Genomic DNA, 21,479 nt, shown 5'->3' with positions numbered 1-21,479 from the left:
TGGCTAGGGCGGGTTCTGTCTTAGCCAGTTGGCGGGGCCGGGAGGTGGGGCTGTGTGGCGGTCTGAGCGGTTGGCTGTGCAGTTAGTGGTGCCTGCACCGGGCGGCGATGCAAAAGGCTGTTTACTAGTAGCCCAAACAGCAGCGCCCAAAAGGCGGCGCCAATGCCCCAAAAGCTGATGCCAGAGACTGCGGTCATAAAGGTGATCAGCGCGGCCTCGCGTCCATCTGCACCCTGCAGGGCCTGCGACAGACTGTTGCCGATGGTCGATAGCAGGGCGAGCCCGGCAACCCCGGCGATCAGGGCCTTGGGCGCAATCAGGAACAGGCTGATCACTGTTGCGCCGCCCAGGCCCACCAGACAGTAGAACACACCTGCACTGGCACTGGCCAGATAGCGGGTCCGTGGATCGTCGTCCGCCTCGGGGCCGGCACATATGGCGGCGGTGATGGCGGCAAAGTTGAAGGCAAAGCCGCCAAAAGGTGCCAGGACTAATGTGGCGATTCCGGTCACGGTCAGGCCTGCTGACACCGGTGGAGTATAGCCGGCGGCGCGCAGGGTGACGACGCCAGGCATGTTCTGCGAGCACATCGTCACGATATAAAGCGGCAGCCCAACCCCAAGCATCACCGGCAGAGAGAAACTGGGTGGCACCGCTTCGGGCATGTGCAGGCTGGTGTCCAGCTGGGCGAGATCGCCAAAACTACCGGCAGCGGCAGCCCAAAGCGCACCAACCAGCAAGACCCCAAGCATGGTGTAGCGGGCAAACCACAGCCGACCGGCCAGAAAGGCGAGCCCCATGCTGGCCACCAGGGCGGTATCGGTATTGAGCGCCAGAAAGGCCGAGAGCCCAAAATTGAACAGAATTCCCGCCAAAAGCGCATTGGCGATGCTGTCCGGGATTAGCCGCGCCAGGCGTTCGAACCAGCCACTGATGCCTGTAAGGGTCAGCAACAGCCCGCAGAACAGAAAGGCACCAACCGCCTGGCTGATGGAGACATCCTTGAGCCCGATCGCCAGCAGTGCCGCACCGGGGGTGGACCATGCGGTCAGTACGGGCATGCGAAACCACAGCGACAGGATCAGGCTGGTCAGTCCCATGCCTAGCCCCAGCGCCATCAGCCAGCTGTTTGCCTGCGCCTGACTGGCGCCGAGGCTTTCAATCGCTTGAAAGATGATGGCAACGGAACTGGTGTACCCCACCAGAACCGCAATCGCGCCGGCCGCCAGATGCGATAGCTTGAGCTGTGAGAGCATTGGGGGTTTCCTTCCGGGATGCGCGCGGTAGAGTGGTGTGCGTTATAGCGCACGATGTATTTTGCCCAAGATAGGCCTTGTGCGCTATAACGCACAAGAGAAATTTTCAGCCGCGGTCTCTGCGGCGCGATGGAGCACGCAACATGACCGAGGATGCTATTGCGATTAACCTGCGCCAGATCCGCAGGCAGGCAGGGATAAGCCTGTCCAAAGCGGCAGAGACAACCGGGGTCAGCAAGGCAATGCTCGGCCAGATCGAGCGCGGCGAATCCAGTCCGACCATCGCCACCCTGTGGAAAATCGCCAAGGGCTTTCACCTGCCGCTTTCTGCTCTGATTGCCCCGATGCCAGAGCCGCAGAAGGTACGCAGTGCCGGGTTTCAAACGGTGCAGTTTCCCGGCAGCATCGCGGTGAAGATCGTCTTTCCCTTTGATCCCAGCCTCGGCGCAGAAACCTTTCAGATCAGCCTGACGGCCGGGCAAAGCCATGCCTCGCAGCCACATGAGGCGGGCGTCACAGAAGAGGTTTTTGTCCTGCAGGGTGAGATGGAGGTCCTGCGGGATGGTCAATGGGTTGCCCTGCAACAGGGAGAGGGGCTGCGCTTTCAGGCGGATCAGCCGCATGGCTATCGCGGTGGCGCATCAGGCGCGGTTTTCCTGAATATGCACCACTATCCCCACCATGTGGGCGGGTTTGCCCCCCCGACAACAGCGTAACGGCGCCAGAACGCGGGCGATGGCGGCGAGAGTCATCTTGCACCTGCCCGCGCCTGCGCTTACATCTGCCCATCATGGCCCAGACGAAATCAGACCCGAACTATAAAGTGATTGCCGAAAACCGCCGCGCGCGGTTTGACTACGCCATCGAGGATGACGTGGAATGTGGCATCGTGCTTGAAGGCTCGGAAGTGAAGGCGTTGCGTGAAGGCGGCACCAATATCGCCGAAAGCTATGCAACGGTCGAAGATGGCGAGCTGTGGCTGGTGAATTCCTACGTGCCGCCCTATTCTCAGGCCAAGATGTTCAAACATGTTGAACGTCGCCGCCGCAAGCTGCTGGTTTCGCGCAAGCAGTTGTCCGATATGTGGAACGCGACCCAGCGCAAGGGCATGACCCTGGTGCCCATCGTGATGTATTTCAATCATAAGGGCCGCGCCAAGCTCAAGATCGGCATCGCCAAGGGCAAGAAGGCGCATGACAAGCGCGCCTCTGAGGCAAAGCGTGATTGGTCACGCCAGAAAAGCCGCCTGCTGAAGGATCACGGCTAATTCCCGACCAGCGCGTTGCCGCGACCTCTGGGGCGCTGAACAGATATCCCGTTTCCGAAACTTTGAAGATTGAATGCTGTCTCTGGCCGCCCGGACGCGGGGGGATTGGGCCGTGCTGTGGCCTGGAATATCGCGCTGCGTGAAAAGGGCTTGTGTATTCCGAGTGTTTTTGTCAGATAAGACGCGGCCCAGTCAGATTGATCCTGCGTGATCCCGCCCGGCCTGTCTCGTTTTGCCAAAATGTGCCACCCGTCCAGAGGATCCTGTCATGACACGCCCCCAGAGCATTGCCGCCGCACCGCAATCACCAAAACAGCCGGACCAGCCTGCAGGACCGAACGACAGGCTGCCGCTGGTCTTTTGCGATCTGGATGATTTTGAACAGGGGCTGCTGCCCGTTCTGCGCCATTTCATGATCAGCCTGGCGCACCCCGAGCGCCAGACCTGGCAGTTCGCCTATCAGATTGCCGCGCAGCGCTGGGGAGAGACCCTGGGCCTGCCTGTGGCGCAGGCGCTGCTGGCGCTGGTGCAGCAGACCAGGCAGGCGCGCCATCACCGCTTTGAATGCCTTGATCCGCTGGATCTTGAAGACCGCAGCCATATAAGCCGGGATGAGCAGGCCTTGTTGCAGATGCTGCATCACATGCGCCGGGACGAAACACCCCGAGCCCGCGCAGCGCTGGCCAATTTGACTGGTGGCACCATGGACCCGAATGTCATCCGCGCGGGCCTGTCCTTTGCCGCCCGCTTCTCGGCCGGGAACATGGCTGCAAAAGACAGGCCCAGCCGTCCCAGCCTGCGGCTGGTGCGTTAGGGGCGGGGGATCGAAGATTTGTCGCGATAGATTGTTGCGTTCCCGCCCGGCCTCTCTTGCGACTCCCATCGGCGGGTAGTACGCAGGGACAAAGGCATGTGCGGGGAGGCTTTTATGCGCGACGATCCAAAAACCCTTGTATCAACCGAGTGGCTGGCAGCCCATCTGCAGGACCCGGACCTGCGGGTGCTGGATGGCTCATGGTATCTGCCGCAGGAAGTGCGCGACGCAAAGGCAGAATATGACGCGGCTCATATTCCCAATGCGCGCTTTTTTGATATCGACGATATCTCGGATCACCGGTCAGATCTGCCACATATGGTGCCGCCAGTCGAAAAGTTCATGTCCCGTTTGCGCGCCATGGGCGTGGGTGACGGGCATCAGGTGGTGGTCTATGATGGCGCCGGGCTTAAATCTGCGGCGCGGGTTTGGTGGCTGTTCCGCCTGATGGGGCAGGCCAACGTTGCGGTTCTGGATGGTGGTCTGCCAAAATGGGTGGCCGAGGGCCGCGAGACCGAAGATCTGCCACCGGTTATCCGCGACCGGCACATGACGGTGCGGGTGCAAAACCATTTGGTGCGGGATGTGACGCAGGTGTCCTCTGCCGCCAAGCTGGGCGATCACGAAATCATCGACGCCCGCGCCGCGGCGCGCTTTCGTGGCGATGTGCCCGAACCCCGCGAAGGGCTGCGCGCCGGGCATATTCCGGGCTCCAAAAACACACCTTTCACTGATTTGCTCGCCTCTGATGCCACGATGAAAGCGCCGGAAGAGCTGCGCGCCGTTTTCACGGCGGCGGGCGTTGATCTGAACAAACCTGCCATTACCACCTGCGGGTCGGGCGTGACCGCCGCCGTCCTGAGCCTCGCCCTAGAGCGGATCGGCAAGACCGATCATGCGCTTTATGATGGCTCATGGTCGGAGTGGGGCGCGTTTCCCACCCTTCCCGTTGCAACCGGAGAGACCTGATGTTTGAGACCCTAAAGCCGCAGCCTGCGGATAAAATTCTCGCCCTGATGCAGATGTTTCGCGAAGATCCGCGCGACAACAAGATCGACCTTGGTGTTGGCGTCTACAAAAATGCCGAGGGCCAGACCCCGGTGATGCGGGCGATCAAGGCGGCAGAGCACAAGCTCTGGGAGGAGCAGACCAGCAAATCCTATGTCGCTCTGGCTGGCGACCCTGCCTATAGCGATGCGATGATCAAACTGATCCTCGGCGATGCTGTGGCGCGTGACACTGTCGCGGCAGCGGCGACCCCCGGTGGGACCGGCGCGGTGCGCCAGGCCTTCGAGATGATCAAGATGGCCAACCCATCAGCCAAGGTGCATGTCTCGGATCCGACCTGGCCCAACCATGTGTCGATCCTGCAATATGTGGGCATCGAAGCTGTCAGCTATCGCTATTTCGATCGCGAAACCCGTGGCGTGAACTTTGATGGCATGATCGAAGATCTGAAACAGGCGGCCAAGGGCGATGTGATCCTGCTGCATGGGTGCTGTCACAACCCCACCGGTGCCAATCTGAATGCGACGCAGTGGCAAGCGGTGATCGCGCTGATGAATGAACGCGGCCTGATCCCGATGATCGATATTGCCTATCAGGGATTTGGCGATGGTCTGGAAGAAGACGCGCGCGGTGTGCGCATGGTGGCTGCCGGCTGCCCCGAGGTGCTGATCGCGGCCAGCTGTTCCAAGAACTTTGGCATCTACCGGGAACGTACCGGGCTGCTGATGGCGCTGTCGCAGGATAAGGGCGCGCAGGCGCTGAACCAGGGCACTCTGGCGTTTTTGAACCGGCAGAACTATTCGTTCCCGCCGGATCATGGCGCGCGTCTGGTGACGATGATCCTGAACGATGAGGCCCTGCGCGCCGATTGGGCCGCCGAGCTGGAAGAGATCCGCCTCGGCATGTTGGGGCTGCGGACCGATCTGGCCGCAGAACTGCAGCGCCTTTCCGGGTCTGACCGCTTTGGCTTCCTGGCGCAGCATCGCGGCATGTTCTCGCTCTTGGGGACCACCCCTGATCTGGTCGAGAAAATGCGGGTCGACAATGGCATCTACATGGTGGGCGACAGCCGGATGAATATTGCGGGGCTGAATTCCGCAACCATTCCGAGGCTGGCCAAGGCGATCATAGACGCCGGCGTCTGACCCCAAAGACCTGACAACCCATAGACTGAAAGCGCGCCCTTTGCGGCGCGCTTTTTGCTGCTTAACGAGATGCTGAATTTGAATGGCCGAAGAGGTGGAAAAAAACGCGCCCCCTGAGGGACGCGTTTCTGTAATCTTTCAGGATTTCCTGACGGCTTAGCCTGCCTTGAACTCGGGGTAGGCTTCCATGCCCAGCTCTGCCATGTCGAGACCGTTGATCTCATCTTCTTCGCTGACGCGGATGCCCATGGTGGACTTCAGGACCAACCAGACAATGCCGGAGACGATGAAGGTGAAGGCACCGATGGCAACAAAGCCGGTGATCTGGGTGATGAACGAAGTGTCCGCAGTATAAAAGGGAACCGCGAAGGTGCCCCAGAGACCGGCAACCAGGTGCACCGGAATGGCGCCAACCACGTCATCGATCTGCAGCTTGTCCAGCAGTGGCACAACAAATACCACGATCAGACCACCCACGGCACCAATCCACAGAGCGCCAAACAGGGTTGGGTCGAGCGGGCCGGCTGTGATGGAAACCAGACCGGCCAGCGCGCCGTTCAGCGTCATGGTAAGGTCGGGCTTTTTGAACATGACCTGGGTCAGGATCAGCGCAGTGACCGCACCGGACGCAGCCGCCATATTGGTGTTGGCAAAGATGCGCGAAATATCAGTGATATCGCCCACGGTGCCCATCGCCAGTTGCGAACCACCGTTAAAGCCGAACCAACCGAGCCACAGAATAAAGGTACCCAGGGTCGCCAGGGCCAGGTTGGAACCCGGCATCGGCACAACCTTGCCGCCTTTGTATTTACCAATACGGGGGCCAAGGATCAGGGCGCCGGCCAGGGCTGCAAAGCCACCTGCCGCGTGTACCAGGGTAGAGCCAGCGAAGTCAGAGAAGCCCATTTCCGACAGGAAGCCGCCGCCCCACTGCCAGGAGGCCTCGATAGGGTAGATCACGCCGGTCAGGACGGCGACAAAAATCAGGAAGGGCCAGAGCTTGATGCGTTCCGCCAGGGTGCCCGAAACGATCGAGGCAGTGGTCGCGCAGAACATCAACTGGAAGAAAAAGTCAGAGCCAACCGAAGCATAGTCCAGCGAAGCATCCGCTGCGGCCAGGCCGACGGGTTCCAGCGAGGTCGGAGCAAAGGCCCCCAGAAGGCCGGGAATGGACCAGGCATCGCCGGGGTACATCAGGTTAAAACCAACCAGCCAGTACATGATGGCCGCGATTGAAAACAGCGCGATGTTCTTGGTCAGCTGCATGGTGACGTTCTTGGAGCGTACCAGACCGGCTTCGAGCATGGCAAAACCAGCTGCCATCCAGAACACCATAAAGCCACCAATCAGGAACAGCAGCGTGGTAAAGATATAGGGCGTGATATCCGCAGGGGCTGCGGCTGCGGCCTCATCCGCCAGGGCCAGGCCCGGCAGTGTCGTCAGCGCAAGGGCCGACAAGGAAAGAGAGAATTTACGCATCAGTAGTCCTCCAAATGCGGCGCTTAAAGCGCGTCTTGATTGGTTTCGCCGGTACGCACCCGCATGGCCTGCGCAACATCGAGAACAAAGATCTTGCCGTCACCGATCTTGCCGGTTCGGGCAGTGCTGGCGATGGTTTCGACCACCTGATCGGCCATACTGGCAGGCACCACGATTTCCAGCTTCAGCTTGGGTACAAAGTTCACTTCGTACTCGGCACCGCGATAGATTTCGGTATGGCCCGCCTGGGCACCAAAGCCTTTGACTTCAGAGACCATCAACCCCGAGACGCCGATGCCTGTCAGGGCTTCTCGGACGTCCTCCAGCTTGAAGGGTTTGATGGCAGCTATGATCATTTTCATTTCGACATCCTTTCTGGAGGGCGCCTGTCACCTGGGTTGATTGTGTCATCCAGGGCCAAAAGGCGGGCACCCGCATCATTGCCAATGCAGAAAAGCCAAGGGGCCGCGTTGGGGGAACCGAAGGGGCGCTGTGGTATCGCTCCATCTGGTATCGCGGCTAAAAAAAGAGCGGATTATTGCCTGTTCGCCCGCAATTTGAGCAGTTCGCGAAGGCAAATTCCCCGCAAACCCCCTCTCTACAATGCGCCGCGAAGCGGGTAGAGTGGTTAAAACGGGCAAACCGGGCAGGATTATCGAGATGGCGCAAGGAACAGGGCGTAGGCCACTGGTGGCAGAGAAACGCTATGCAAAGAACGGCTCCAAGGGGGCTGCCAGGCGGCCAGCGGGCCAGTCTGGCGGCGGGCTTTGGGCGCGGCTTTTTGGTAAACCAAAGCCGCGTGCGCGGCCAAAGCCCGGCTCCAAACCGGGTTCAGCCACCAGAAAAGGTGCGCCGCGCAGGGCTGTTCGCAGTCGGAAACCCCGTGGCCTGATTGGGACTTTGCTGGCGCCGTTTCGCTGGATCCTGCGCCTGGTCTGGGGCTTTACCTGGCGGGTTGGGATGGTTGTCGTCACGCTGGTTGCCCTGGCGGTGGGCTACCAGACCTCGCAGCTGCCGCCTGTGGCGGATCTGTTGGATGGGCGCGCGCGTGGCTCTGTCACTTTGCTGGACAATACCGGCGAGGTCTTTGCCTGGCGCGGCGATCAATTTGGTGGCGTGGTAACGGCGCAGACGGTTTCGCCCAATCTAAAGAACGCTATTGTTGCCACCGAGGACAAGCGGTTTTACCGCCACTTTGGGATCTCGCCGCGTGGTGTGGCCTCGGCGGTGCGCATCAACCTCAGCGAAGGGCGCGGGCCGCTCTCGGGGCATGGTGGGTCTACCATTACCCAGCAGACGGCTAAACTGCTCTGTCTGGGGCGGGTCTATGATCCGGACGACTGGGAGAGTGAGGCCGCCTATGAGAATGATTGCCGCCAGGGGTCGCTGTGGCGCAAGGCAACCGAGGCAGTCTACGCCCTGGCGATGGAAGTTAAGTACAGCAAGGATGAGATCCTCTCTATCTATATGAACCGTGCCTATATGGGCGGTGGTGCCTATGGGGCCGAGGCGGCGGCGCAGCGCTATTTTGGAAAATCTGCCAACCAGCTGAGTGCCGCCGAAGGTGCCATGCTGGCTGGGTTGCTAACCGCGCCGTCCTCTCTGGCACCGACCAATAATCTGCAGCGTTCGCAGGATCGCGCCGCAACGGTCCTGCGTCTGATGGAGGAACAGGGCTACCTGACCACCGCCGAGGCCCGGTCTGGACAACAGGCCCCGGCAGAGCTGAGCGAGGCCGCCGAGGCCCGCGCGGGCGGCTATTTTGCCGATTGGATCATGGATAGCGTGCCCAATTACTTTGGGGCCCAGACAACCGAAGATGTGGTGATCCGCACCACCATCGACCAGCGGCTGCAAACCGCCGCAGAACAGGCGATGAAGCACGTCTTTGAAAACAAGGTGCGCGAAGGTTCCAAGGCGCAGGCCGCCATTGTGGTGATGAGCGCAGATGGCGCGGTGCGGGCCATGGTTGGCGGGCGCAGAACCCGTGTGTCTGGCGTGTTCAACCGGGCGACCCAGGCGAAGCGGCAGACCGGATCTGCCTTCAAGCCTTTTGTTTATGCCACCGCGTTGGAGCTGGGCTATTCGCCACTCGATGTGTTGCTGGATGCAGAATACTGCATGACGGTGCCCGGCTCGGGCGAATGGTGCCCGAAGAACTATACCCGAAAATACTATGGCGAAGTGACCCTGGCGCGGGCGTTGCGGGATTCGCTGAACATTCCGGCGGTCAAGCTGTCAGAGGCAGTCGGTCGTGACCGCGTGCGCCGTGTCGCGACGGATTTTGGGATCGACAATGACATGGCCGAAGGCCCGGCGCTGGCGCTTGGGGCCTCGGAAAGCACCCTGCTGGAAATGACCGGGGCCTATGCGGGCATTCTCAATGGTGGATCTTCGGTGACACCCTATGGCGTCGCAGAGCTGCGCCTGGTGACAGATGACGTTCCCTTGATGGGCCGTAGTGGCGGCATGGGCGAGCGGGTGATCCGCACCGAGGCTGCGCAACAACTTGTCTGGATGATGGAAAAGGTCATCGCCGAAGGCACCGGTCGCCGTGCCCAGATCCCCGGTTGGCAGGTGGCTGGGAAGTCTGGCACCACCCAGGCGGCACGGGATGCCTGGTTCATCGGCTTTACCGCCGACTATGTGGCTGGCGTCTGGATGGGCTATGATGACAATACCCCCTTGCGCGGCGTGACCGGTGGTGGCCTGCCGGCGGAGATCTGGCAAGAAACCATGGTGCGGGTGCATGAGGGGCTGACCCCGACGCCATTGCCGATGCTGGCACCCGCGCCGATTGCGCCACCGGTTGAAACGACGCGGCGGCGAAACCAGATTCAGCCAGGACGAGAGCTGGGCCGAGCCGTGGATGGTCTGCTGCGGGATATCTTTGGCCGCAACTAGCCTTGGCAGCAGACCCGGAAAAACAAAAGGCTCCCCGAGGGGAGCCTTTTTTATGTAGTGCCAGTCTGATGCGGCCACAGGGTCCATCGGGGCCACGGGCGATTAGCTCTGGCGCTTCAATTCTGCAATCATTGCATCGATATCGCCCTTGTTGCTGTCCAGAATGGCACCAATCTCGGTACGTTCCGTCAGCAGCAGGTTCACTCCTTCGATATACATGTTAAAGAAGAGCTCCTTGCCGGAGCGATCAGATACCAGGAAGGTCACCTCAAACGGGGCCTGGCCCTGCAGCCGTGCAATGGTGCTGACTTCGTACCATTTCTTGACCCGCTTTACGCCTTTTACTTCCAGGCTGCCGCCGATGAATTCGCGGAAGCGCTTGCCGTATTTGCGCGAGATATAGCCCTGAAACGCCTTGGAGAAGGCGCGCTTTTGCCCGGAAGAGGCACGACGGGCATCCACCCCAAGCGCATAGGCCGCAATATAGGAGGTGTCGCTGAACTTTTTGAAAATGCGCTCAAAATCGCGGAACATGGCATTTTCGGATTTGCCGGATGCGATGACTGTATTGATGTCGGTGACCAGGCTGTTGATCAAATTGCTGGCACCGGCTTCATTCAGCGCCCAGAGCGGGGTGGCTGGGACAAGGGCGGCACTGGCGGTCAGGCCGGTCAGAAAACTACGGCGATGCATCATTTAAAATCCTTCGGTATCTAGTTCAAAGGGATCGATCTCACTGATCTCTGCGGTTTCGCCCAGCTGGAACCGGCGGTTTTGCAGGTACAGCAGGCGCGCTTGGGCATAGCTGTCAGCGCTTTCGTAAAGAATCGAATCCACAGTATCTGAATATGTGCCACGGTCGCCCATGCGGCGCACTATCTCTGCATAGACCGAGATGTTATCGGCGGGATTGTTCCGAGCATAGCCTACGGGGTTTGTGAAGAAATCGACCAGAATGCCGGTTGCATCCCGCGCGGTCGAGGGGCCGTAAAACGGCAGTTCGACATAGGCGCCTTCCCCCATGCCCCAAACCGCGAGTGTCTCGCCAAAATCGGTATCGACCTCAGGCATGCCAAAATCAGAGGCGGGGTTGGCAAGGCCAAGAAAGCCAATCGTGGAGTTCATGGCAAAACGCGCCAGGGCCTGACCGGCCATCTTTGGGTTGCCTTGCAGCAGGGCATTGACTGCCTGCCCCGGCATCGACAGGTTTTCGGCGAAATAGGAAAAGCTGTTGACCATCGGTGGCGGTACGATGGCGACATAGCCCTTAGAGGCGGGGCGGAAGGCAAAGCGGTCAACCGCAAGGTTCAGGCTGTGGACCGACCTATTGGTGCGCTCGTAGGGGTCAAAGACCTCTCCTGCGGCTTTTGCTTCAGGGCTTTGGGTGGCGCAACCTGCCGTTGACAAGACCAGGGCAACAAGCGCAAAGACATAACGCGTTTTGATTAAAATTCGCATTCGAGTAGAGATCCACTTGGGGCGTAGTTAAAAAGGCACGAGCCGTCTATTTAGAGAAAAACCCCCAGCTTCCCAATTCGACAGCAATTTGTTTGTACGTTTGTGGCAGATACGGAACAGGTTTCCGGATAAACGTCGTTGCCCAGAGGTCTAATGCGTCGCAGGGCAATTGAACAGGTAGTGCACAGGCAAGATGGAAAATAAAACGTTCCAGCCGGGCTATGAAGAGCTCATCTCCTGCCGTCGTCGCAGTCGCAGCCTGTATTGGGCCGTTGGGGTTTTCAGCTTTTTTGTGAATCTGCTGATGCTTACCGGTCCGCTCTATATGATGCAGGTCTATGACCGGGTCCTGGGGAGCGGCTCTGAGGCAACCTTGGTGGCGCTGTCGCTGTTGGTTCTGTTTCTTTACGGAATGATGGGCCTGCTGGATTATGTTCGTGGCCGGGTGCTGGCGCGAATCGGTGCGCGGTTTCAGGCGCAACTGGATCGGCGGGTCTTTGATGCCATGGTGCGCCGCTCGGCGGTGGCGCAGGATCCGGTTGCCCAGACAGGTACCACCGATCTAGAGGCAGTCCAGCGTTTCATGTCCTCGCCGGTGCTGGGGGCGGCCTTTGATCTGCCCTGGACGCCGTTCTTTTTGGCAGGGATTGCCCTGTTTCACCCCTGGCTTGGGATGTTGGCCCTGGGCGGCGGAGCGGTTCTGGTCGCGGTTGCCTTGCTCAACCAGCTGTTCAGTCGTGCGCCGCTGCAACAGGCAGCGCTGTCGTCGCACCGGGCCAATCTGTCCTCCGAGGAAATCCGCAGCGAAGCAGAGATGATCCAATCCATGGGGATGCGCGGGGCGGCGTTTCAGCGCTGGCAAAAGATCCGCAAAGAGGCGCTGAAGGATACCTTGGCAGCCAATGATACCGGCGGCGGGTTTACCACCCTGACCAAAACGCTGCGGCTTTTCCTGCAATCGGCGATGCTGGGGCTTGGTGCCTATCTGGCGCTGCAGGGTGAGGTCTCGCCCGGGGCGATGATTGCCGGCTCTGTCCTGATGGGGCGGGCGCTGGCCCCGATCGAGTTGGGTCTTGGTCAATGGGCCATGGTTCAGCGGGCGATCAAGGGCTGGCATGCGCTGGCCGAGCTGCTGACCAAAGTCCCGGTAGAAGCGGCGCGCACCGAACTGCCCCGGCCCCGCGCAGATCTAGAGGTGCAGGCGCTGGCTGTGGTCCCCCCCGGTGACAGTCGCGCCCAGTTGCGCAATATCAGCTTTCGGGTGCAACCGGGGCAGGCGATTGGTGTCATCGGTCCGTCTGGTTGTGGTAAATCAACATTGGCCAAGGCGCTAACCGGGGCCTGGCGTCCGGCAGCGGGAACCATCCGGCTGGATGGCGCGGCGCTGGATCAATATGATCCAGATGTGCTGGGGCGTCATTTTGGCTATTTGCCGCAGCGGGTGCAGCTGTTTGAAGGCACCATTGCCCAGAACATTGCCCGCCTTGCCGATACGCCAGATGCTGAAAAGGTGATCACCGCGGCCAAGAAGGCCGCTGCCCATGATATGATCGTCAACCTGCCCGAAGGTTATGATACCCGGATCTCGGCCGGCGGTGGGCGATTGTCTGGCGGGCAGATGCAGCGGGTGGCATTGGCGCGGGCGCTCTATGATGCGCCGGTCATTGTGATCCTGGATGAACCGAATTCCAATCTCGACAACGAAGGCTCCATCGCGCTGAATCAGGCGATCAAATCTCTGAAGGCGGCGGGGCAGTCGGTGCTTATCATGGCGCATCGTCCGGCGGCGATCCAGGAATGTGACATGCTGCTTGTGATCGACAAGGGCAGCCAGGCCGCCTTTGGTCCGAAAGACAAGGTTCTGCAGGATATGGTGGCGAACCATCAGACCATCCGCCAGTCTTCTGGTGCGGGGGGGGTACGATGAACCATGACGCCGCACAAACCGATGCCGAATGGTCAGCCCGCCGCCCGCTTTGGCTGGGAGTCTGGGGGCTTGTGATCCTGCTAGGCGGCTTTGGCACCTGGGCGGTGATGTCCTCGATTGCTGGGGCGGTTGTTGCCTCGGGGCGGATTGAAGTCGATCAAAATCGCCAGGTGGTGCAGCATCTGGATGGCGGTATCGTTGCTGAAATCCTGGTGGAGGAAGGCGACAGCGTCGCGCGCGGTGAGATGCTCTTGCGGCTGGACGCCAAAGAACTGCGCTCGCAACTGGCCATCACCGAAGGCCAATTGTTTGAGATGATGGCGCGGCGCGGGCGCCTTGAGGCTGAGCGGGACGGCGCCGCCGGGATCAGTTTTGCCGCAGAGCTGCTGACGCTGGCGCAGGCGCGCCCGGCGGTGGCGGATCTGGTCGAGGGCCAGCGCCGCCTGTTTGTGGCGCGCGGCGAATCCATCGCGCGCGAGATCGAACAGCTTGGCAAGCGCAGTGCGCAGACGCGGGATCAGATTACCGGGGTCAAAGCGCAGCAGGACTCGATGGAGTTGCAGCTGGAACTGATCGCTGAAGAGTTGAAAAACCAGGTGACCCTGCTGGAACGTGGATTGGCCCAGGCGGGAACGGTGCTCAACCTGCGCCGTACCCAAGCGGACCTGAGCGGTCGTCTGGGGGAACTCATCGCCACCGAGGCCCAGGCCTTGGGGCGCATCACCGAAACTGAGATCGAGATCCTGAAACTGGGCTCTGCCCGGCGCGAAGAGGCCATTACCCAGCTGCGTGACCTGCGCTATCAGGAGCTGGAACTGGCCGAGAACCGCGCGACCCTGCTGGAACGACTGGACCGGCTGGATATCACCGCGCCTGTTTCGGGGGTTGTCTATGATATGCAGGTGCACACGCCGCGCTCTGTTATTCGGGCGGCGGATCCGGTGCTCTTTCTGGTGCCGCAGGACCGGCCACTGGTGATTGCCGCGCAGGTGGCGCCCACCGATATCGACCAGATCTATGTCGGCCAGGATGTGACCCTGCGGTTTTCGGCCCTGGACCAGCGCAATACGCCGGATCTGTTTGGCACGGTGACGCAGGTTTCGGCGGACGCCTTTGAGGACGAAGGCACAGGGGTGTCCTATTACCGGGCCGAGATTGAGCTGAACCCCGGTGAGGTCCAGCGCCTGCCAGCCGGTGCGGTCCTGATCCCTGGCATGCCGGTAGAAAGCTACATCCGCACCCAGGACCGATCACCGATGGCCTATCTGGTGAAGCCGCTGGCTGATTATTTTGTCAAAGCCTTCCGCGAGGACTGACGCAAGACGCAAGGCGGCTTGTTGCGTTTTTTCCCTTTTCGGCAGCGCCCATCGGCGCTAGCGTCGCCGCGAAACATGGCCGTTGAAGGAGCGTGGCAATGAACATCGAAGCGAAACTGAAAGATCTGGGTGTTACCCTGCCAGAGGCGCCGGCTCCGGCGGCCAATTACGTGCCCTATGTCGTTGCTGGCGACATGGTCTATGTCTCGGGGCAGATTTCCTCTGACGAAAACGGACTGATTACCGGCACCCTGGGCGCTGACATGGATGTGGCGGCGGGGCAGCTGGCGGCCAAGCGCTGTGCCATTTCCCTTCTGGCGCAGTTGAAAGCCGCCTGTGGTGGTGATCTCGACCGTCTGGTGCAGGTGGTGAAACTGGGGGCGTTTGTCAATTCCACCGCCGATTTCACCCAGCAGCCGCAGGTTGTGAACGGGGCCTCTGATTTTCTTGTGGCAGCGCTAGGCGATGCCGGGCGTCATGCGCGCGCCGCGGTGAGTGCGCCATCGTTGCCGATGGGTGTCGCCGTTGAAATTGATGCGGTGTTCCAGATCAAATGAAGCCAGAGCTGCCTGCCGCGTTCCTGACGTTGCCTGTCGCGCATCGGGCGCTGCACGATCTGCGGCATGGCCGCCCGGAAAACAGCCGTGCAGCTATTCGGGCTGCGATGGCGGCGGGCTATGCCATTGAAATTGATCTGCAGGCAGCCAGTGATGGCTGCCCGATGGTGTTTCACGATGACCTGCTGGATCGGGTGACACCAGCCCAGGGCCGGGTGCGCGACCGCAGCCGGGCCGAGCTGGAGGCGATCCCGCTAAGCGGCGGCAATGGGGAAACCATTCCCACCCTGCAAGAGGTGCTGGACCTGGTTGCGGGGCAGGTGCCCTTGCTGATCGAGATCAAGGATCAGGATGGCCAGCTTGGTGCCAACACCGGTGCGTTGGAAGCGGCCACCGCCCGCGCCCTGGCCGGTTATACCGGACCGGTGGCGGTGATGTCCTTTAATCCGCATGCCGTTGCGGCACTGGCCAAATATGCGCCCGACATCCCCCGTGGTCTGGTGACCAGCGCCTATGATCCCAAAGACTGGGAGGGTCTGCCTGTGGATGTCTGCGATCGCCTGCGCGAGATCCCCGACTTTGACAGCAGCCAGGCCTGTTTCATCAGCCATGAGGTCGGCGATCTGTCGCGCGAACGGGTGCAGGCGCTGCGGGTCGCCGGGGTTCCGGTTCTAGCCTGGACGCTGAAAACGCCCGAGGCAGAAGCCGAGGCGCGCAAATGGGTCGATAATATTACCTTCGAGCAATATCTTTCGCCGCTGCCGGGTTGATCCGCCCAAGACATTGACCAAATAAGAGCAGGGCAGGGAGAGCAAATGAACCAAGAACCGGTTGAAATTCGCGTGCTTGCCTCGTTGTCGCAGATCGCGCCAGAAGCCTGGGATGCCTGTGCTTGCCCCGAAAGCGTCGGCGGGCAACGTGCTGTTGATCCCTTTACCACCTATCGGTTTCTTGCCGCACTAGAGCAAAGCGGCTCTGTCGGGGCAGGCACGGGCTGGCAGCCGCAATATCTGACCGCCTATAGTGGTGGCCAGCTGATCGCCTGCGCACCGCTTTACGCCAAATCCCACAGCCAGGGCGAATATATCTTTGATCACAACTGGGCCCATGCCTATGAGCAGGCTGGCGGGCGCTACTACCCCAAGCTGCAGATCGCGGTGCCCTTTACCCCCGCCACCGGGCGGCGGCTGCTGGTGCGTCCCGGCTTTGAGCGGATCGGCCAGTCGGCGCTGGTGCAGGGGGCGGTGCAGCTGGCGCGCGACAATCAGTTGTCCTCGCTGCATCTGACCTTTTGCACCGAAGCAGAGGCCGAGTCGGGTAAGCAAATGGGGCTGCTGCGGCGCACCAGTCAGCAATTTCACTGGGTCAATGACGGCTACCCCGATTTTGACGGGTTTCTGGCGGCGCTGTCATCGCGCAAGCGCAAGATGATCCGCAAGGAACGGGCCCAGGCGCAGGGCTTTGGTGGCACCATCCGCAGCTATACCGGCGATCAGATCCGGCCCGAACACTGGGATGCCTTCTGGGCGTTTTATCAAGACACCGGCAGCCGGAAATGGGGCACGCCCTATCTGACGCGGGATTTCTTTTCGATCCTGCAGGACACCATGGTGGAGGACATGCATCTGGTCCTGGCCGAGCGGGAGGGCGCGTTTGTTGCCGGGGCGCTGAATTTTATCGGGCGTGATGCGCTTTTTGGCCGATACTGGGGCTGTTTGGAACATCACCCCTGCCTGCATTTTGAAATGTGTTACTATCAAGCGATTGAGTTTGCCATTGCGCAACGGTTGCAGCGGGTCGAGGCCGGCGCGCAGGGAGACCACAAGCTGGCGCGCGGCTATCTTCCGGTTGAAACCCATAGCCTGCACTGGCTGGGGGATCCCGGTTTCGCCGAAGCCGTCAGTCGCTATCTCGATGCAGAACGCGATGCCATCGCTGAAGAAATCGAAGTGCTGACCAGCTATGGCCCGTTTCGGCGCGCCAATGTGGAGGAACAGGAATGAACGAAAAACTATCAGACGCCACCCGAGGGCCTTTGCTGGATCCGTTGTTTCAAAACGGATGGGAGATGGTCGAGGGCCGCGATGCCATCACCAAGTCCTTTGAATTTGACAGTTTTGTCGAGGCCTTTGGCTGGATGACCCGTGCGGCCCTTTGGGCCGAAAAATGGAACCATCACCCAGAGTGGAGCAACATCTACAACCGGGTGGTGGTGGTGCTGACCACCCATGATGTGGGGGGGATTTCAGCGCAGGATGCCAAACTGGCGCGCAAGATGGAAAGCCTGGCCTGAAGGGGCGTCCCCCATGCCATGGGCTGCGCAGGGGTGGCATCCCTCGCGCAGCCAGAAGGCCGGGTTAGCCCATTGCGTCCAGCAGGCCTTCACCAGCCGAAAGTTCGCACTGGCCAGGGTTTTCTTCCATGTTCAGCACGCTGACCACGCCGTCTTCAACCAGCATGGCATAGCGCAGCGAGCGGCCGATCAACCCGGCAGGGGGGGCATCAAACCGCATGCCGATGGCATCGGTGAAGCTGCTCTCGGCATCGGCCAGCATGGTAATCCCTGCAGCGGTGGCGCCAGTGGCTTCGCCCCAGGCCTGCATCACAAAGGGATCATTGGCCGAGATGCAGATGATTTCATCCACGCCCTTGGCCATGAACTGATCCTTGGTGCGAATAAAGCTGGGCACATGGGCTGAATGGCAGGTGGGGGTAAAGGCTCCGGGCACCGCAAAGATTGCAACTTTCCGTCCCTTGACCTTGTCGGTGATCTTCACTTGTTCCGGGCCTTCGGCGCCCATCTGGGTCAGCGTGGCGTCGGGCAGTTTCTCTCCGGCAGAAATCATTGCGGCTTTCCTCTGTTGTGGTGATTGCGTTTTGGTTCTTGGCCCCTGTAGGGTCACCGCGACAAGAGACCAGAATATCTGCGAAAGGCAAAGGGTGAAATGAGCCATATCGTTGTAATCGGTGCAGGGCAGGCCGGATCGTCCCTGGTGGCAAAGCTGCGCAATGATGGGTTTGACGGGGATATCACCCTGATTGGTGCCGAAACTGCCCTGCCTTATCAGCGGCCTCCCCTGTCCAAGGCCTATCTGCTGGGGGAGCTTGCGCTGGAACGGCTGTTTCTGCGCCCTGAGAGTTTTTATAGCGACAACAACATCACACTGCGTCTGGGCTGTCGGGTGACGGCAATCGATCCTGCGGCCAAAACCGTTTCCATCGGGGATGAAGTGATTGCCTATGATCAGCTGGCCCTTACCACCGGGTCCGACCCACGGCATCTGCCTGCCGCCATTGGCGGCGACCTTGGCGGCGTCTTTGTGGTGCGTAGCCTGGCGGATGTGGATGCAATGGCGCCGCATGTGGTCGAGGGTAAGCGGGCGCTGATCGTCGGTGGCGGCTATATCGGGCTAGAGGCGGCTGCGGTCTGCGCCAAGCGCGGCGTCAAGGTCACTCTGGTAGAGATGGCCGAGCGCATTCTGCAACGTGTTGCCGCGCCGGAAACATCCGACTATTTTCGCGACCTGCACGAAAACCATGGTGTCGATATTCTGGAAGGGGTCGGGCTGCAACAGTTGCACGGGGCTGCGGGCAAGGTCAGCCGGGCAGAGCTGAGCAACGGTTCCGTGCTGGATGTTGATTTTGTCGTTGTTGGCGCAGGCATCACGCCGAGCACCCAACTGGCCGAGATGGCCGGGCTGGCGCTGGATAACGGCATCAAGACCGATGCGCAGGGGCGGACCTCTGATCCGGCGATCTGGTCGGCGGGCGATTGTGCTTCTTTCCCCTACAAGGGGGGGCGCATCCGATTGGAAAGCGTGCCCAATGCCATTGATCAGGCCGAAGTGGTGGCGCAAAATATGATGGGCGCTGCCAAGACCTATGTTGCGACGCCCTGGTTCTGGTCTGATCAATATGATGTCAAACTGCAGATTGCCGGGTTGAACACCGGTTATGATTCAGTGGTGACGCGGGCTGGTGAGGGGCGCACAACCTCATTCTGGTATTACCGGGGCGATCAGTTGGTTGCGGTGGATGCGATGAATGATCCACGCGCCTATATGGTTGGCAAGCGGTTGATTGACATGGGCAAAACCGCTGACAAAGCGGTGGTGGCAGATCCCGCGGCAGACTTGAAGCCGCTGCTGAAAGCATGAGGATCATCGCAGGTGATTTTCGCGGGCGCGCACTGACCGCGCTGGGCAAGGGCGATGCGGGCGCGCATCTGCGCCCCACCACCGACCGGGTGCGCGAAAGCCTGTTTAACGTGCTGGCGCATCAGGTCGATTTCGCGGGCATGCGGGTGCTGGATCTTTTTGCCGGCACTGGCGCGCTGGGGCTAGAGGCCCTGTCGCGCGGGGCCGAGAGCGTGACATTTGTCGATGATGGTCGGGTGTCGCAGGGATTGATCCGCAAGAATATCACGCTGTGCCGCGCTGCAGATCAATGTAGCTTGATCAGTCGCAATGCGCTGAAATTGGGTGCAAACCCGGATGCGCCCTTTGATGTGGTGTTCCTTGATCCGCCCTATGGCAAGGGCCTGGGGGAAAAGGCGCTGCAGGTGGCCGAAGCCGGTGGCTGGATCGCCGAGGATGCGCTGATCATCTGGGAAGAAAACGCGCCGATGTCGCCGCCTGCGGGCTATGATTTACGGGATGCCCGCAAATATGGTGATAGCCATATCACCCTGATGCTGCGCAGAATGGTAGTGTAAAGCAGCAGGCCGGGCCAGGACGGGCAGGCGCTGTGACAGGACCGTATCAATATGCCCACAACCTTTCCGACGCCAAAACTGATTATCTTTGATTGTGACGGCGTCTTGGTCGATAGCGAGCGGGTCTCTAACCAGGCGTTGATCGACAATCTTGCACGGCACGGGCTGCATCTGACGCTAGAGCGATCGTTGGAATTGTTTGTCGGTGGCACCATGCCGGGGGTGATGCAGCGGGCCATCGCCCTGGGGGCTGATTTGCACGTGGACTGGGTGGACGAAATATATCGCGAAATCTATGCGGCCTTGGAAACGGGTGTGGCGCTGATGCCGGGCGTGGCGGATCTGCTGGCCCGGCTGGAGGAGCAGCGCATCCCAATCTGCGTGGCGTCCAATGGCAGCGAGGACAAGATGCGCATCACCCTGGGACAGAACGGGCTGTGGGAACGGTTTCATCCCAGCGCGATGTTCTCGGCGCATTCCTTGGGCGTGTCCAAGCCCGATCCGGGGCTGTTTCTGGCGGCGGCCAGCCATTTTGGTGTCCAGGCACGAGACTGTCTGGTGATTGAGGATAGCGCAACCGGCGCCCTGGCGGCAGCGCGCGCCGGGATGCGCTGTCTGGGCTTTGTCCCAGACGGGGACGGCCGGACCCTTGCAGCGCAGGGCGGCGAGATCTTTACCGATATGGCACAGGTTCCGGCGCTGATCGGCCTGTGATCCGACGGCACCAGAAAACAGTAAAGCCCCAACCACAACAGTCGGGGCCTTGCGATGGGGCGCACAGGGCGCTGTGTCAGCCGTAGGTCGGGTGAAACTTGCCGCCGGGCGACAGTGTAAAGATGTCAAACCCATCTGCGGTTACGCCGATGGAATGTTCAAACTGCGCGGTCAGCGATTTGTCGCGGGTGACGGCGGTCCATTCATCGGCCAGGATCTTGGTTTCCGGGCGGCCCAGATTGATCATGGGTTCGATGGTGAAGAACATGCCCTCTTCCAGTGTGGGGCCTGTGCCGGGGCGGCCATAGTGCAGCACGTTGGGCGGTGCATGAAAGACCTGCCCCAGGCCATGACCGCAGAAATCGCGTACCACGCTCATGCGCTGGCTTTCGGCGTAGGACTGGATGGCATGGCCAATATCGCCAAAGGTATTGCCGGGCTTTACCGCCTCGATCCCCTTCATCAGGCTGTCATGGGTGACCTGGATCAGGCGTTCGGCCTTGCGCGACAGTTTGCCGGCCACAAACATCCGTGAGGTATCACCAAACCAGCCATCGACAATCACGGTGACATCAATGTTGAGAATATCGCCGTCTTTCAGCTTTTTCTCGCTTGGGATGCCGTGGCAGACCACGTGGTTCACCGAGATGCAGCTGGCGTGCTGATAGCCCTTGTATCCTATGGTGGCGGATTTTGCACCGGCCTCTTCGACCATATTGGTGATGATGCGGTCGATTTCCCCGGTGGTCTGACCGGGCACAACATACACGGCGATGTCATCAAGGATCTGCGCGGCCAGCTTTCCGGCCACATGCATGCCGGCAAAATCGGCCTCTTGGTAAATGCGAATGCCGTCTTTGGTGGTGCGGCCGTCTTTTGATCTCATCAAGCTGGGCTCCGTAGGCTCGTGTCTTGCAGGG

22 protein-coding genes are annotated in these 21,479 nt (G+C 60.5%); 15 read left to right on the top strand and 7 right to left on the bottom strand.

The genetic code is table 11. The features are described from left to right. Window positions 1-20: 20 nt before the first annotated feature. Window positions 21-1,256 (bottom strand): benzoate/H(+) symporter BenE family transporter, encoded by a 1,236-nt coding sequence (locus tag ACN0VH_RS10270; RefSeq protein WP_417700555.1) that lies wholly within the window; start codon window positions 1,254-1,256, stop codon window positions 21-23. 143 nt (window positions 1,257-1,399) lie between these two features. Here ACN0VH_RS10270 and ACN0VH_RS10265 point away from each other — a divergent pair, with 143 nt between their 5' ends. The 5 genes from ACN0VH_RS10265 (at window position 1,400) to ACN0VH_RS10245 (ending at window position 5,490) form a co-directional block, all read left to right on the top strand. Continuing rightward, window positions 1,400-1,972 carry a helix-turn-helix domain-containing protein gene (locus ACN0VH_RS10265; RefSeq protein ID WP_417700554.1) on the top strand — a complete coding sequence of 191 codons (573 nt, stop codon included), beginning with the start codon at window positions 1,400-1,402 and terminating at the stop codon, window positions 1,970-1,972. 74 nt (window positions 1,973-2,046) lie between these two features. Then, window positions 2,047-2,523, top strand: coding sequence for an SsrA-binding protein SmpB (gene smpB / locus ACN0VH_RS10260; RefSeq protein ID WP_278922784.1), 477 nt, complete (start codon window positions 2,047-2,049; stop codon window positions 2,521-2,523). Between the two features lie 268 nt (window positions 2,524-2,791). Next, window positions 2,792-3,337: a hypothetical protein gene (locus tag ACN0VH_RS10255; protein ID WP_417700553.1), complete on the top strand. Its 546-nt coding sequence runs from the start codon at window positions 2,792-2,794 to the stop codon at window positions 3,335-3,337. A gap of 114 nt (window positions 3,338-3,451) precedes the next feature. Next, window positions 3,452-4,306, top strand: a complete 855-nt coding sequence (gene sseA / locus ACN0VH_RS10250) for a 3-mercaptopyruvate sulfurtransferase (protein ID WP_417700552.1) — start codon at window positions 3,452-3,454, stop codon at window positions 4,304-4,306. Further along, window positions 4,306-5,490 (top strand): amino acid aminotransferase, encoded by a 1,185-nt coding sequence (locus tag ACN0VH_RS10245; RefSeq protein ID WP_278922787.1) that lies wholly within the window; start codon window positions 4,306-4,308, stop codon window positions 5,488-5,490. The genes sseA and ACN0VH_RS10245 overlap by 1 nt, the downstream gene beginning before the upstream one ends. Before the next feature lie 156 nt (window positions 5,491-5,646). Here ACN0VH_RS10245 and ACN0VH_RS10240 read toward each other — a convergent pair whose 3' ends face one another. Both ACN0VH_RS10240 and ACN0VH_RS10235 read right to left on the bottom strand, forming a co-directional pair. Then, window positions 5,647-6,969 (bottom strand): ammonium transporter, encoded by a 1,323-nt coding sequence (locus ACN0VH_RS10240; RefSeq protein WP_417700551.1) that lies wholly within the window; start codon window positions 6,967-6,969, stop codon window positions 5,647-5,649. A 23-nt stretch (window positions 6,970-6,992) separates the two neighbouring features. Further along, entirely contained in the window at window positions 6,993-7,331 is a 339-nt protein-coding gene (locus ACN0VH_RS10235) for a P-II family nitrogen regulator (RefSeq protein WP_278922789.1), read from the bottom strand. A 298-nt stretch (window positions 7,332-7,629) separates the two neighbouring features. Between ACN0VH_RS10235 and ACN0VH_RS10230 the strand changes: the two genes are divergently transcribed. After that, on the top strand, window positions 7,630-9,873 hold the full coding sequence (locus ACN0VH_RS10230; protein WP_278922790.1) for a transglycosylase domain-containing protein: 2,244 nt from the start codon (window positions 7,630-7,632) through the stop codon (window positions 9,871-9,873). A 102-nt stretch (window positions 9,874-9,975) separates the two neighbouring features. Here the strand turns inward: ACN0VH_RS10230 and ACN0VH_RS10225 are convergent, their stop codons facing one another. Together ACN0VH_RS10225 and ACN0VH_RS10220 are read right to left on the bottom strand one after the other, a co-directional pair. Then, window positions 9,976-10,566, bottom strand: a complete 591-nt coding sequence (locus ACN0VH_RS10225; protein WP_278922905.1) for an MlaC/ttg2D family ABC transporter substrate-binding protein — start codon at window positions 10,564-10,566, stop codon at window positions 9,976-9,978. A 3-nt stretch (window positions 10,567-10,569) separates the two neighbouring features. Continuing rightward, window positions 10,570-11,331 (bottom strand): MlaA family lipoprotein, encoded by a 762-nt coding sequence (locus tag ACN0VH_RS10220; RefSeq protein ID WP_278922791.1) that lies wholly within the window; start codon window positions 11,329-11,331, stop codon window positions 10,570-10,572. A gap of 193 nt (window positions 11,332-11,524) precedes the next feature. Here ACN0VH_RS10220 and ACN0VH_RS10215 point away from each other — a divergent pair, with 193 nt between their 5' ends. The 6 genes from ACN0VH_RS10215 (at window position 11,525) to ACN0VH_RS10190 (ending at window position 17,424) form a co-directional block, all read left to right on the top strand. Further along, window positions 11,525-13,258, top strand: a complete 1,734-nt coding sequence (locus tag ACN0VH_RS10215; protein WP_417700550.1) for a type I secretion system permease/ATPase — start codon at window positions 11,525-11,527, stop codon at window positions 13,256-13,258. Beyond that, window positions 13,255-14,574 (top strand): HlyD family type I secretion periplasmic adaptor subunit, encoded by a 1,320-nt coding sequence (locus ACN0VH_RS10210; protein WP_417700549.1) that lies wholly within the window; start codon window positions 13,255-13,257, stop codon window positions 14,572-14,574. Before ACN0VH_RS10215 ends, ACN0VH_RS10210 begins: the two co-directional genes overlap by 4 nt. Before the next feature lie 98 nt (window positions 14,575-14,672). After that, window positions 14,673-15,131, top strand: coding sequence for a RidA family protein (locus ACN0VH_RS10205; protein ID WP_278922794.1), 459 nt, complete (start codon window positions 14,673-14,675; stop codon window positions 15,129-15,131). Continuing rightward, window positions 15,128-15,901, top strand: coding sequence for a glycerophosphodiester phosphodiesterase family protein (locus ACN0VH_RS10200; RefSeq protein WP_417700548.1), 774 nt, complete (start codon window positions 15,128-15,130; stop codon window positions 15,899-15,901). The genes ACN0VH_RS10205 and ACN0VH_RS10200 overlap by 4 nt, the downstream gene beginning before the upstream one ends. 45 nt (window positions 15,902-15,946) lie before the next feature. Then, window positions 15,947-17,134 carry a GNAT family N-acetyltransferase gene (locus ACN0VH_RS10195; RefSeq protein ID WP_417700547.1) on the top strand — a complete coding sequence of 396 codons (1,188 nt, stop codon included), beginning with the start codon at window positions 15,947-15,949 and terminating at the stop codon, window positions 17,132-17,134. Further along, window positions 17,131-17,424: a 4a-hydroxytetrahydrobiopterin dehydratase gene (locus ACN0VH_RS10190; RefSeq protein WP_417700546.1), complete on the top strand. Its 294-nt coding sequence runs from the start codon at window positions 17,131-17,133 to the stop codon at window positions 17,422-17,424. The genes ACN0VH_RS10195 and ACN0VH_RS10190 overlap by 4 nt, the downstream gene beginning before the upstream one ends. Window positions 17,425-17,488: 64 nt before the next feature. Here ACN0VH_RS10190 and ACN0VH_RS10185 read toward each other — a convergent pair whose 3' ends face one another. After that, entirely contained in the window at window positions 17,489-17,977 is a 489-nt protein-coding gene (locus ACN0VH_RS10185; protein ID WP_278922798.1) for a peroxiredoxin, read from the bottom strand. Between the two features lie 99 nt (window positions 17,978-18,076). Here ACN0VH_RS10185 and ACN0VH_RS10180 point away from each other — a divergent pair, with 99 nt between their 5' ends. The 3 genes from ACN0VH_RS10180 to ACN0VH_RS10170 are packed head-to-tail and all read left to right on the top strand — an operon-like array spanning window position 18,077 to window position 20,559. Beyond that, window positions 18,077-19,288 carry an NAD(P)/FAD-dependent oxidoreductase gene (locus tag ACN0VH_RS10180; protein ID WP_278922799.1) on the top strand — a complete coding sequence of 404 codons (1,212 nt, stop codon included), beginning with the start codon at window positions 18,077-18,079 and terminating at the stop codon, window positions 19,286-19,288. Continuing rightward, a complete protein-coding gene (rsmD, locus tag ACN0VH_RS10175) occupies window positions 19,285-19,845 on the top strand; it encodes a 16S rRNA (guanine(966)-N(2))-methyltransferase RsmD (RefSeq protein WP_278922800.1) in 561 nt (186 codons plus the stop codon). The genes ACN0VH_RS10180 and rsmD overlap by 4 nt, the downstream gene beginning before the upstream one ends. Before the next feature lie 51 nt (window positions 19,846-19,896). Next, a complete protein-coding gene (locus tag ACN0VH_RS10170; protein ID WP_278922801.1) occupies window positions 19,897-20,559 on the top strand; it encodes an HAD family hydrolase in 663 nt (220 codons plus the stop codon). 76 nt (window positions 20,560-20,635) lie between these two features. On the opposite strand, the gene map is transcribed toward ACN0VH_RS10170, so the two are convergent. Next, on the bottom strand, window positions 20,636-21,445 hold the full coding sequence (gene map, locus ACN0VH_RS10165; RefSeq protein ID WP_278922802.1) for a type I methionyl aminopeptidase: 810 nt from the start codon (window positions 21,443-21,445) through the stop codon (window positions 20,636-20,638). Window positions 21,446-21,479: the final 34 nt, after the last annotated feature.

The sequence above is a fragment of the Pseudophaeobacter sp. genome, assembly GCF_048267565.1.
GTDB classification, from domain to species: Bacteria; Pseudomonadota; Alphaproteobacteria; order Rhodobacterales; family Rhodobacteraceae; genus Pseudophaeobacter; species Pseudophaeobacter profundi.
This window is presented reverse-complemented; position numbering and strand designations above follow the sequence as displayed.